The following is a 12,079-nucleotide window of genomic DNA, read 5'->3' as shown; positions in this document are numbered from 1 at the left end:
CGTTTGAGGAAAACAAGGGCTGTGCGGCATCGCGCCCGCGTGCCCGACGGACCGGACGCGGCCCCGCCCACCCGTTCAGCCCACACCGAAGCACCGAATTTCTGATCCTCCGTCAGCCCCACTTCCCCGGCTGACCAGGCAACTCCCCGGAAAATTCGCCGTTCCCCCGGCATACGCATGCGGATCGGGGGAACGCGTGCCCCCGATGGACCGTCTGCGCGAGCGAGGCGGCCCATCATCTGCCCACAATGGCGAAGACCCTCGCGCAGTGTCCGTGCGGGCGAGACTACGATGTAAGCCTTCACGTCACAGCACCCACTTCGCCAACCCGAAAAGCCGTCAGTGCTCCACTTTGGGAAGGCCAGACGAATCCTGATGGGGAACTCAATGTCGTTCATCGGCCGTGACATGGCTGTCGACCTCGGGACCGCCAACACGCTGGTGTACGTCAGGGGTCGCGGGATCGTACTCAACGAACCGTCCGTCGTCGCGATCAACACCAACACCGGTGGCATCCTCGCGGTCGGCGCGGAAGCGAAGAAGATGATCGGCCGGACGCCTGGCAACATCGTCGCCGTGCGCCCGCTCAAGGACGGCGTCATCGCCGACTTCGAGATCACCGAGCGGATGCTCCGTTACTTCATCCTGAAGATCCACAAGCGGAGGTATCTGGCCCGGCCCCGGGTCGTCGTCTGCGTGCCCTCCGGTATCACCGGTGTCGAGCGCCGCGCCGTCATCGAGGCGTCCTCCCAGGCCGGCGCCCGCCAGGTGCACATCATCGAGGAGCCCATGGCCGCGGCCATCGGCTCCGGCCTGCCGGTCCACGAGGCCACGGGCAACATGGTGGTGGACATCGGCGGCGGCACCACGGAGGTCGCGGTCATCTCGCTCGGCGGAATCGTCACAGCACAGTCCATCCGCGTAGCGGGTGACGAGCTGGACAACGCGATCATTCAGCACATCAAGAAGGAGTACTCGCTGCTTCTTGGTGAGCGGACGGCCGAACAGATCAAGATCACGATTGGTTCGGCGTACGACCTCGACTCTGACGAGCACACCGAAATCCGCGGCCGGGACCTCGTCTCCGGGCTGCCGAAGACCGTGGTCATCTCCACGGGCGAGGTGCGGAAGGCCATCGAAGAGCCGGTCAATGCCATCGTCGACGCCGTCAAGACCACCCTCGACAAGTGTCCGCCGGAGCTCTCCGGCGACATCATGGACCGGGGGATCGTGCTGACCGGCGGCGGTGCGCTGTTGCGCGGGCTGGACGAGCGGCTGCGCCGGGAGACCGGGATGCCGATCCATATCGCCGAGGACCCGCTGGACAGCGTGGCGCTCGGTTCCGGCAAGTGCGTCGAGGAGTTCGAGGCGTTGCAGCAGGTGCTCGACGCCCAGCCCCGCAGATGACGTAAAACTTCGGTTCCGCCGTACGAGACGAACCCCTCTCGTACGGCGGATCGTTGATATTGAGGCATAAGCTCCCCCATAACACCCGTGAGTGCCCGCGCGCTCGGGACCCCTTGGTGAGCTTTTCGAACTGACCATTCCGACAAGGAAGGGCACGGCCGCCGCACGTGAGGGACACACGAGAGAGCCGGCTGCTCCTGGTGCTGCTGATCGCCATCGCGTTCGCACTGATCACGGTGGACATCCGTGGTGGGGAGGACTCTCCGGTCGACGGTGCCCGGCAAGCCGCGGCCACGGTCTTCGGTCCGATCGAGGACGGGGTCTCGACCGCCGTCGACCCCATCGGGAACGCCGTCTCCGCCATCCGTGACTCCGGCGAACGGCACGACCGGCTCGCCGCGCTGGAGAAGGAGAACGCCGCGCTGAAGGCCGAGCTCGGCAGCGACGACCGCAACCGAAGCCGCGTCAGGCAGCTCGACAAGATGCTGAAGACCGCCGCCAACGGCCAGTACGGCATCAAGGGCGCCGAGGTCATCGCCATCGGCGCCGCCCAGGGGTTCTCGTGGACCGTCACCATCGACATCGGCTCCAAAGAGGGACTCAAGCGGGACATGACCGTGCTGAACGGCGACGGGCTGGTCGGGCGGGTCACCACCGTCGGACCGAACACCGCCACCGTGCTGCTCGCCAGCGACCCCGACTTCACCGTGGGCACGCGCATGGAGGCCACCGACGAGCTCGGCTTCGCCTCCGGGCAGGGTGACCGGCCGCTGCGCGTCGAACTGCTCAACGGCAAGGCGAAGGTGAAGAAGGGTGACCGGCTCGTCACCTTCGGGTCGGAGGCCGACAAGCCGTTCGTGCCGGGTGTGCCGGTGGGGGTCGTGTCGCGGGTCGATCCGTCGGGCGGTGACCTCACCCGCACGATCTACGTCAGGCCGTACGTCGGCTTCACCAAGCTCGACATCGTCGGTGTCGTCGTCGAGGCGCCCCGCAGGGATCCCCGTGACACCGTCCTGCCGGACAAGCCGAAGCCCACGCCCACGCCGACCGTGACAGTGACGGTCACACCGTCCGCCGCGGCACCCACCGACGGACAACCGCAAGAGCAGTAGGAGCTGAACCCCCATGCGCTTCAACCGGATGCTGCTCTCCACGACCCTCGTGATCGTGGCCCTGGTCGTCCAGGTGAGCATCCTCGCCCGACTCCATCTTCCGGGTGCCGTACCGGACTTGGTGCTCCTCACGGTCCTCGGCCTGGCACTGGTGTACGGCCATGTCGGCGGTGCCTTCATCGGCTTCGGCGCGGGCCTCCTGGCGGACCTCGCCCCGCCGGCCGACCACGCCGCCGGGCGCTACGCCCTCGTGCTCTGCGTCATCGGCTACCTGGCCGGACTCGTCAAGCCCGACAACGGGCAGCTCAGGTCCGCGACCGGGCCCATGGCCGTCGTGGTCGCCGCCGCCGTCGGTACGACCCTGCTGTACGCCGGCGTCGGCGCCCTCGTCGGCGACACGGCCGCCCGCCATGTCGGCCTGCCCAGCCTGCTGTTCACCGCCGCCCTGTACGACCTGCTGCTCGCCCCCTTCGTCGTCCCCGCGATCATCGCCCTGGCCCGCCGCGCCGACCGAGACCCGCTCGCCGAGACCGCCTCCGCCAAGGCCGCCGACGTCTCCCCGGGCTGGCTCTCCGCCGGCACCGGCCTGCGCATCGGCAGCCAGCGCGGCGGCCTCCGCATGAGGGCCGTCAGAGCGCGTATGGCCCGCGCCGGACGCATCAAGGGGGTCAAGCGGCTGTGAGGGCACGGCAGTCGACCACACGGGCGCCCGCCGCCGGCGCTCACAGCTTGTCGGTGTACTCGTATGCCTGTACGCGCTCTGATGCCCGTACGCGCTCTGAGAGGGGGAGGCAGCCGCAGTGACCAATATCCCCGAGACGGGCCGGACCCCACGGGTCCAGATCCGGCTCGTCATCATCCAGATCCTCGTCGTCTCCCTCCTCGGCACCCTCGGCGGCCGCCTCTGGTACCTCCAGATCCGCGAGGGCGAGGCCTACGCCAAGGAGGCGTCCGGCAACCACGTGCAGAAGGTCGTCGACCCCGCCGTACGCGGCTCGATCCTCGACGCCCGCGGTGTGCCGATCGCCGACAACGAGACACGGCTCGTCGTCTCCGCCTCACGCACCGACCTGCTGAAGATGAAGGACGACGGCAAGGCGGCCCTCACCAAGCTCGCCGGCGTCCTGGGCATGAAGCCCAGGGAGGTCATGAACAAGGTCCGGCTGTGTGACTCCAAGACGCCGCAGCCCTGCTGGAACGGTTCCCCCTACCAGCCGATCCCCATCACCGACGAGGCCACCGCCAAGCAGGCCCTGCAGATCCGCGAGCGCTCCGAGGACTTCCCCGGCATCACCGCCGAGCCCCAGGCCGTGCGCCGCTACGCGAGCCCCGGCGAGTCCAACACCGCACAGGTCCTCGGCTACCTCTCGCCCGTCACGGACGAGGAGATCCAGCAGGCCCAGGACACCAACTCGCCGTTCCTGCGCTCCGACCAGGTGGGACGCAGCGGCCTTGAGCGCCAGTACGACAAGCAGCTGCGCGGCAAGGCCGGAGTCACCCGCTACGAGGTCGACAACCTCGGCCGGGTCATAGGGCGTGCCCAGGCGGACCCGGCCGAGCCCGGCTCGAACCTGGTCACCAGCATCGACGCCCGCGTCCAGCGCATCGCTGAGTACGAGCTCGAAGAGGCGATGAAGGCGGCCCGCAAGGAGCACGACCGGAACACCGGCACCAACTACAAGGCGGACTCCGGCGCGGTCGTGGTGATGGAGGCCAAGACGGGCCGTGTCGTCGCCATGGCGTCCAACCCGACGTACGACCCGAACGCCTGGGTCGGCGGCATCTCCGGCAAGGACTACGCCCGGCTCACCGAGAAGAAGTCCAACTACCCGCTGCTGAACCGCGCGATCCAGGGTCAGTCGGCCCCCGGCTCCATCTTCAAGGTCATCCCGACGGCCGCCGCGGTCAACGCCGGCTACTCCTTCAACGGACCGTACGACTGCTCCAGCTCGTACTCCATCGGCGGCCAGGTCTTCAACAACTTCGAGTCCAAGGGGTACGGCCCGATCAGCCTCGGCCAAGCCCTGGAGGTCTCCTGCGACACCGTCTTCTACCGGCTCGCCCACGAGGAGTGGAAGCGCGACGGCGGCACCAAGCCGAAGAAGAACGCCGACGACTGGTTCTACAAGACCGCCCACCAGTTCGGCCTCGGCGCCGAGACCGGCATCGACCTGCCCAACGAGGTCACCGGCCGCATCCCCGACCGCCAGTGGAAGCAGAGCTACTGGACGGCCAACAAGGACGCCTGGTGCAAGTCCGGCAAGAAGGACGGCGACTACGGCGAGCGCATCGCGTACGAGAACTGCCTCGAAGGCAACCAGATGCGTGCCGGTGACTCCGTCAACTACTCCATCGGACAGGGAGACACCCTCGTCACCCCCATCCAGATGGCCACGATCTACTCGGCGATCTCCAACGGCGGCACCCTCTACAACCCCACCGTCGGCAAGGCCATCGTCAGCGCCGACGGCAAGCACGTCGAGGAGATCACACCCAAGTCGCACGGCAAGCTGCCGATAACACAGAAGCTCCGCGACGAGATGAACGACGCCCTCGCCGGCGTCGCGACCCGCGGCACTGCGGCCTGGCGCTTCCAGGGCTGGCCGCAGGACCAGATCGCCATGCACGCCAAGACGGGTACGGCCGAGGTCTACGGCAAGCAGACCACCTCGTGGTTCGCCTCGTACACCAAGGACTACTCGATCGTCATGACGATCTCCCAGGGTGGTACGGGTTCCGGAGCCTCGGCCCCGGCCGTCCGCAAGCTCTACAACGCCCTGTACGGGGTCTCCGAGGACGGCGCGATCGACAAGAAGAAGGCGCTGCTCTCCACCCCGCAGGAGGGCCTGCCGAAGATCGATTCCGACGGGTCCATCGACGCTCCGAAGATCGGGACCTACCCGCCGAAGGAGCCGGAGCGGGCCACCGAGGAAGGGGCCCAGACGGTGCCGGGCAACGACCCGGCCGCCACCGTGCCCCAGCCCGGCGCCGGCAACAACCGCGACACCCGACGGCGCACAGCCCGCCCGAAGAACCCGAAGGGCCTGAAGGGCCTGAAGAGCCTGAAGAAGAGGAAGAGGCGGAGGACGTCTCCATGACAGGAGCCAACACTTTCTCCGTCTCCGGATACGGACCCCAGCGCTCCGGCTGGGCCCGGCTGATCGCCCGCGACTCGCTCGCCCGCAGGCTCGACTGGCCGATGCTGCTGTGCACCGTCGCGCTGTCCCTGATCGGCGCGGCCCTCGTCTACTCGGCGACCCGCAACCGCACCGTGCTCAACCAGGGCGACCCGTACTACTTCCTGGTCCGGCACCTGCTCAACACCGGCATCGGGATCGCCCTGATGGTCGGCACGATCTGGCTCGGCCACCGCACCCTGCGCACGGCCGTCCCGATCCTGTACGGCGTCTCGGTCTTCCTGATCCTGCTGGTGCTCACCCCGCTCGGCGCCACCATCAACGGCGCCCACGCGTGGATCGTCCTCGGCGGCGGCTTCTCGCTCCAGCCCTCCGAGTTCGTGAAGATCACGATCATCCTGGGCATGGCGATGCTGCTCGCCGCCAGAGTGGACGCGGGCGACAAGCCGTACCCCGACCACCGCACGGTCCTGCAGTCCCTCGGCCTCGCCGCCGTGCCGATAATGATCGTGCTGCTCATGCCCGACCTCGGCTCGGTCATGGTCATGGTCATCATCGTGCTCGGCGTGCTGCTCGCCTCCGGCGCCTCCAACCGCTGGGTGCTCGGACTCATCGGCGCGGGCGCGATGGGCGCGGTCGCGGTCTGGCAGCTCAAGATCCTCGACGAGTACCAGATCAACCGGTTCGCCGCCTTCGCCAACCCCGAACTCGACCCGGCCGGCGTCGGCTACAACACCAACCAGGCCCGCATCGCCATCGGCTCCGGCGGCCTCTTCGGCACCGGACTCGGCAAGGGCTCGCAGACCACCGGCCAGTTCGTGCCCGAACAGCAGACGGACTTCGTCTTCACGGTCGCGGGAGAGGAACTGGGCTTCGTCGGCGCGGGCCTGATCATCGTGCTGCTGGGTGTGGTGATGTGGCGAGCCTGCCGCATCGCCCGCGAGACGACCGAGCTGTACGGCACGATCGTCGCCGCCGGGATCATCGCCTGGTTCGCCTTCCAGACCTTCGAGAACATCGGAATGACGCTCGGGATCATGCCGGTGGCCGGTCTGCCGCTGCCGTTCGTGTCGTACGGAGGGTCGTCGATGTTCGCGGTGTGGGTGGCGGTAGGCCTGTTGCAGTCCATCCGGGTGCAGCGGCCCATGTCGGCGTAGGCGCTCCGCTCGGGATGCTGAATCGGGGGGCCGAAGCGGAGATGAACGGCTGATGTCGGTGTCATGCCGTTTTGGGGATGTCGCATAAACGGAATGGCGACTAGATTCGGTTCATGGCGGACACGAAACGCGAAATCGAGCGGAAGTACGAATCCGACGAGAGCGGCCTGCCCGACCTGACCGGAGTCGCCGGGGTCGCGACCGTCGTCGACAAGGGTGTCGCCGAGCTGGACGCCGTCTACTACGACACCCCGGACGAACGCCTCGCCTCGGCGGGAATCACTCTGCGCCGCCGCACCGGAGGCGACGACGCGGGCTGGCACCTGAAGTTCCCCGTCTCCTCCGGCGTACGGGACGAGATCCGCGAGCCCCTCTCCGACGCGGTGCCCAGCGCACTCGCCGGGCTCCTGCGCTCCCGGATCCGTGACACCGACCTCGTCCCCCTCGTCCGTATCCGCTCCTCCCGTGACGTCCGTGACCTGCTCGACGCGGACGGCGCACTCCTCGCAGAGGTCGGCGTCGACGCCGTACACGCCGAGCGCCTCACCGGTGTGCCGCTCGCCACACAGTGGTCCGAGATCGAGGTCGAGCTGGCCGACGGCCGTGACCCGGCGTTCCTCGACAAGGTCGACAAGAAGCTGCGCAAGGCGGGCGTACGGACGTCCGCGGCGCCGTCGAAGCTGGCCAGAGCCCTGCGCGAGACGACACCGCGCGAGGCCGACGCGGCGAAGGGTGAGCCCGACAAGAAGGCCAAGGGAGCGAAGGAGCCCAAGGGAGCCAAAAGGGCTGAGGAGGCCAAAGGGGCTGAGGGCGGCAAGGCAGCTGAGGGGGTCAAGGCGACCAAGAAAGGCAAGGCGGGCGGCAAGCGCGCTCCCGAGCCCCCGCGGGTCGCCGCCGACCACGTCCTCGCCTACGTGGGCGCCCAGCGCGACGCGATCGTCGGCCTCGACCCCGCCGTCCGCCGCGACCTGCCCGACTCCGTGCACAGCATGCGCGTCGCCACCCGCCGGCTGCGCAGCTCCCTCCGGTCGTACGCCAAGGTCCTGGACCGCACCTTCACGGACCCCATCGGTGCGGAACTCAAGTGGCTGGCGGGGGAGTTGGGCGTCGACCGCGACCAGGAGGTGCTGACCGAACGCCTGACGGCCGCGCTGGACGACCTGCCCAGCACGCTCCTCGTCGGCCCCGTCCGCACCCGGCTGCGCACCTGGTCGCAGGCGGGCAGCTCCGGCTCACGCCGTCGGCTGATCGCCGTACTCGACGGAACGCGGTACCTGGACCTGCTGAACACCCTCGACGCGCTGCTCGCCGAGCCGCCCCTGCTCAAGGCCGCCCAGGGCGATCCGGAGAAGGTGCTCACCAAGGCCGTCCGGCGGGAGGAGGGCAAGGTGTCCACTCTGGTCGCGCAGGCCCTGGACGTACCCTCCGGAACCGACCGCGACCTGGCGATGCACGAGGCCCGCAAGAAGGCCAAGCGCGCCCGGTACGCGGCGGAGGCGGCCGTCGACTTCGACGACCGCTTCAAGGCCCGGGTCCGGGCCAGTAAGTCGCTCCAGACCCTCCTCGGTGACCACCAGGACAGCGTGATGGCCCGGGAGGCCCTGCGCGACCTCGCGTCGCAGGCCCAGGGGCCGGGGGAGATCTCCTTCACGTACGGAGTGCTCTACGGCCGGGAGGAGCGCAGGGCGGCGGAGATCGAGGCGACGCTTCCGGACGCTTACGCGCAGTGGTGCACACCCTGACACGGGCGGTGATGCACGTCCTGACGCGTACGGACAGTGGCGTGAGTCGCGTTAGGCTGGATGGTCACTTGTGTCTGTCAGTTCCGTCCAGTCCATCCAGCTCACGAAGGTTCGCTAGATGTCTGCCGAAGTCGCTGCGGCCGCCGACTCCGTGTTCCCGCAGCTCGAAGCTCTGCTCCCGCATGTGCAGAAGCCGATCCAGTACGTCGGCGGAGAGCTCAACTCCACCGTCAAGCCGTGGGACTCCTGCGATGTCCGCTGGGCGCTCATGTACCCCGACGCGTACGAGGTCGGTCTGCCCAACCAGGGTGTCATGATCCTCTACGAGGTACTGAACGAGCAGGAGGGCGTCCTCGCCGAGCGCACGTACAGCGTGTGGCCGGACCTGGAGGAGCTGATGCGGGAACACGACGTCCCGCAGTTCACCGTGGACAGCCACAGGCCGGTGAAGGCCTTCGACGTGTTCGGTCTGTCCTTCTCCACGGAACTGGGCTACACGAACATGCTCACGGCCCTGGACCTGGCCGGCATCCCCCTGGAGTCCAAGGACCGGACCGTGGACGACCCGATCGTCCTGGCCGGCGGCCACGCGGCCTTCAACCCCGAGCCGATCGCCGACTTCATCGACGCGGCGGTCATCGGCGACGGCGAGCAGGCCGTACTGGACATGACGAAGATCATCCGCGAGTGGAAGGCGGAGGGCCGCCCCGGTGGCCGCGAGGAGGTCCTGTTCCGCCTGGCGAAGACGGGCGCGGTCTACATCCCGGCGTTCTACGACGTGGAGTACCTCCCGGACGGCCGCATCGCCCGTGTGGTCCCCAACAAGTCGGGCGTGCCGTGGCGTGTGTCCAAGCACACGGTCATGGACCTGGACGAGTGGCCGTACCCCAAGCAGCCCCTCGTCCCGCTGGCCGAGACGGTTCACGAGCGCATGTCGGTGGAGATCTTCCGCGGCTGCACGCGCGGCTGCCGCTTCTGCCAGGCGGGCATGATCACGCGCCCGGTGCGGGAGCGTTCGATCACGGGCATCGGCGAGATGGTCGACAAGGGTCTGAAGGCCACGGGCTTCGAGGAGGTCGGCCTCCTGTCCCTGTCCTCCGCGGACCACTCGGAGATCGGCGACATCGCCAAGGGCCTGGCGGACCGCTACGAAGAGGACAAGATCGGCCTCTCGCTGCCCTCCACCCGTGTGGACGCCTTCAACATCGACCTGGCGAACGAGCTGACGAGGAACGGCCGCCGCTCGGGCCTGACCTTCGCCCCCGAAGGCGGCTCGGAGCGCATCCGCAAGGTCATCAACAAGATGGTCTCGGAGGAGGACCTGATCCGGACCGTCGCCACCGCCTACGGCAACGGCTGGCGCCAGGTGAAGCTGTACTTCATGTGCGGCCTGCCGACGGAGACGGACGACGACGTCCTCCAGATCGCCGACATGGCGACCCGTGTCATCCAGAAGGGCCGCGAGGTCTCCGGCTCGAACGACATCCGCTGCACTGTCTCGATCGGCGGCTTCGTCCCCAAGCCGCACACCCCGTTCCAGTGGGCCCCGCAGCTGAGCGCGGAGGAGACGGACGCCCGCCTGCAGAAGCTGAGGGACAAGATCCGGGGCGACAAGAAGTACGGCCGCTCGATCGGCTTCCGCTACCACGACGGCAAGCCGGGCATCGTCGAGGGCCTGCTGTCACGGGGCGACCGCCGCATCGGCTCGGTCATCCGCGCGGTCTACGAGGACGGCGGCCGCTTCGACGGCTGGCGCGAGCACTTCTCGTACGACCGCTGGATGAGCTGCGCGGACAAGGCACTCGCCCCCTTCGGCGTGGACGTCGACTGGTACACCACCCGCGAACGGTCCTACGAGGAGGTCCTCCCCTGGGACCACCTGGATTCCGGGCTGGACAAGGACTGGCTCTGGGAGGACTGGCAGGACGCCCTCGACGAGACGGAGGTCGAGGACTGCCGGTGGACGCCGTGCTTTGACTGTGGGGTGTGTCCGCAGCTCGACACGCACATCCAGATCGGCCCGACGGGCAAGAAGCTGCTGCCGCTGACGGTGAAGTAGACGGCGCATGCCGACGCCGCCGCGCCGGCGAGACAACCCGCTGCCGCGGCGGCGTCGGCACGGCGTCGTACCGCTCGGCGGGCGCCGTCTGCAGAGCCTCGCTCATTGGTCGCCGCCGCCTCGTCGGCGGGCAGGTTGCCTGTCGTCGGCGCCGGGTTGGTCGGCAGTAGCGGGGCGGCGAGCAGCTTTGTCGTGGCGGCGGCTGTCGTGTTCCGGTGCACCCTCTGCGGTGGCTCGCCGAGATGCTCGGCAAGTACGTCGAGTGGGTAGCCGATGGTCGACAGATTGGTCGGCGGGTACGCGAGTGGCTGACTGACGGTCAGTATGTCGGGGATGGCGCTCGTGTGCGGTGGGGTGTTCGGGGTGCGTGGCGGGGCCTGCAGCGCGAACCGCGACTCCATGCGGAACGCTCGGGTCCCTGAGGCCGGGGCATCGGGCAACGGGGCAATCGCCCGTGTCTGAACGCCTCTAGCAGTTGTGAGCGGTGTCATCGGTCCACGACATGCTGCCGACGGGGTGAATGAGCGTCGGCGCTGTCCCCCAGGTGGCTCAACGGTTCGCCAAGTTGCCCTTTTTCTCAGTTGTTTGATGGTCCGTCATAAGTGCGGTGCATGACCTTCGCACACCCAGTCGGCCCCCTTTCCGTCACCCTTCGGATATCTCTGCGGTGGCGGCAGAAAATGGTCCGAGTATGTTCATTCATGGCTGGTCGATCATCTGACACCCCCTGAGAGAAGGAGAAACGGAATGCCCGAAAGGAAAAGCAGCGGCAGGCGTAAACGTGCCGTTGTCGCGATCGCGGCGTCAGTAGGCATTGTGGCCGCGGCCGCAACCGGGGTGAACTACGCATCAGCTTCCAGTTCGGCCCCCCGGTCCGCTCCGCAGAACGCCGCCCAGTCGGCCGCGCAGTCCGCTGGTCAGTCCGCTGGTCAGTCGGCTGGTCAGTCTGCCCCGAACGTCGTGGAAGACGCCGCTTCCTCTGTCCCCCAGGGCGGTGACAACCGGACGGACATCGACCGCAGGAACAACGAGAGGCGGATCCTCGTCAACGAGCGAACGTTTGCAGCTGAGCACGGTGTGTGCACCGCTGTGATCAGTAGTCAATCCGCCAACTTCAACGTCCGGAACGAGAGCGACAAGACCATCGAATTCTTCAGCGGAATTACCTGTGACAACGGTGCCCCAATTGCGATCATTGGGCCCCGGAGCTCCAGTAGTGCAATCCCTGGAACGGTAGTCACCGGCGGCGGGATCACCGCGATCGTAGGCAGCTTCCGAGTGATCGACAACGAGCGCCGCTGACCTCGACGTGGACCTGAGGCAGCGACAAGCCCGTCTGTTCAGCACTTGGCCCCCGGCCCGCCCTAATCGGGCCGGGGTCCAAGTGCGGGGTATCCCTGAGGGGATAGCCCGGCCTGGATGGGTTGTACGGCATGCCGGCGCTGGTCAGGAACAGGCTCGACGC

General features: G+C 68.0%; 8 protein-coding genes. All 8 read left to right on the top strand.

Annotation, left to right across the window (positions count from 1 at the left end):
- Positions 1 to 387: 387 nt before the first annotated feature.
- The 8 genes from E0500_RS01330 to E0500_RS01295 all read left to right on the top strand — a co-directional run bounded on the left by E0500_RS01330 (position 388) and on the right by E0500_RS01295 (position 11,916).
- The gene (locus E0500_RS01330; protein ID WP_131562958.1) at positions 388 to 1,407 is read left to right on the top strand and encodes a rod shape-determining protein; all 1,020 of its coding nucleotides are present in this window, start codon (positions 388 to 390) and stop codon (positions 1,405 to 1,407) included.
- A gap of 167 nt (positions 1,408 to 1,574) precedes the next feature.
- Complete coding sequence (gene mreC, locus E0500_RS01325) at positions 1,575 to 2,519, top strand: rod shape-determining protein MreC (RefSeq protein ID WP_131562960.1); 945 nt, start codon at positions 1,575 to 1,577, stop codon at positions 2,517 to 2,519.
- 13 nt (positions 2,520 to 2,532) lie between these two features.
- Positions 2,533 to 3,201, top strand: coding sequence for a rod shape-determining protein MreD (gene mreD, locus E0500_RS01320; RefSeq protein ID WP_131562962.1), 669 nt, complete (start codon positions 2,533 to 2,535; stop codon positions 3,199 to 3,201).
- Between the two features lie 118 nt (positions 3,202 to 3,319).
- Positions 3,320 to 5,617 carry a penicillin-binding protein 2 gene (gene mrdA / locus E0500_RS01315; protein ID WP_131562964.1) on the top strand — a complete coding sequence of 766 codons (2,298 nt, stop codon included), beginning with the start codon at positions 3,320 to 3,322 and terminating at the stop codon, positions 5,615 to 5,617.
- Positions 5,614 to 6,813, top strand: coding sequence for a rod shape-determining protein RodA (gene rodA, locus E0500_RS01310; protein ID WP_131562966.1), 1,200 nt, complete (start codon positions 5,614 to 5,616; stop codon positions 6,811 to 6,813). Before mrdA ends, rodA begins: the two co-directional genes overlap by 4 nt.
- Positions 6,814 to 6,926: 113 nt before the next feature.
- Entirely contained in the window at positions 6,927 to 8,555 is a 1,629-nt protein-coding gene (locus E0500_RS01305; RefSeq protein ID WP_181586829.1) for a CYTH and CHAD domain-containing protein, read from the top strand.
- 118 nt (positions 8,556 to 8,673) lie between these two features.
- The gene (locus tag E0500_RS01300) at positions 8,674 to 10,614 is read left to right on the top strand and encodes a TIGR03960 family B12-binding radical SAM protein (protein WP_131562970.1); all 1,941 of its coding nucleotides are present in this window, start codon (positions 8,674 to 8,676) and stop codon (positions 10,612 to 10,614) included.
- 747 nt (positions 10,615 to 11,361) lie between these two features.
- On the top strand, positions 11,362 to 11,916 hold the full coding sequence (locus E0500_RS01295; protein ID WP_131562972.1) for a hypothetical protein: 555 nt from the start codon (positions 11,362 to 11,364) through the stop codon (positions 11,914 to 11,916).
- Positions 11,917 to 12,079 lie beyond the last annotated feature (163 nt).

The organism is Streptomyces sp. KM273126 (assembly GCF_004337435.2).
GTDB classification, from domain to species: Bacteria; Actinomycetota; Actinomycetes; order Streptomycetales; family Streptomycetaceae; genus Streptomyces; species Streptomyces acidicola.
Note: the sequence above shows the minus strand (reverse complement) of the source record. Positions and strands in the feature narration are given on the sequence as shown.

Coding starts and splice junctions, on each gene's coding strand:
- E0500_RS01330 (WP_131562958.1), top strand. CDS start 388: ATGTCGTTCATCGGCCGTGACATGGCTGTCGACCTCGGGACCGCCAAC.
- mreD (WP_131562962.1), top strand. CDS start 2,533: ATGCGCTTCAACCGGATGCTGCTCTCCACGACCCTCGTGATCGTGGCC.
- rodA (WP_131562966.1), top strand. CDS start 5,614: ATGACAGGAGCCAACACTTTCTCCGTCTCCGGATACGGACCCCAGCGC.
- E0500_RS01305 (WP_181586829.1), top strand. CDS start 6,927: ATGGCGGACACGAAACGCGAAATCGAGCGGAAGTACGAATCCGACGAG.
- E0500_RS01300 (WP_131562970.1), top strand. CDS start 8,674: ATGTCTGCCGAAGTCGCTGCGGCCGCCGACTCCGTGTTCCCGCAGCTC.
- E0500_RS01295 (WP_131562972.1), top strand. CDS start 11,362: ATGCCCGAAAGGAAAAGCAGCGGCAGGCGTAAACGTGCCGTTGTCGCG.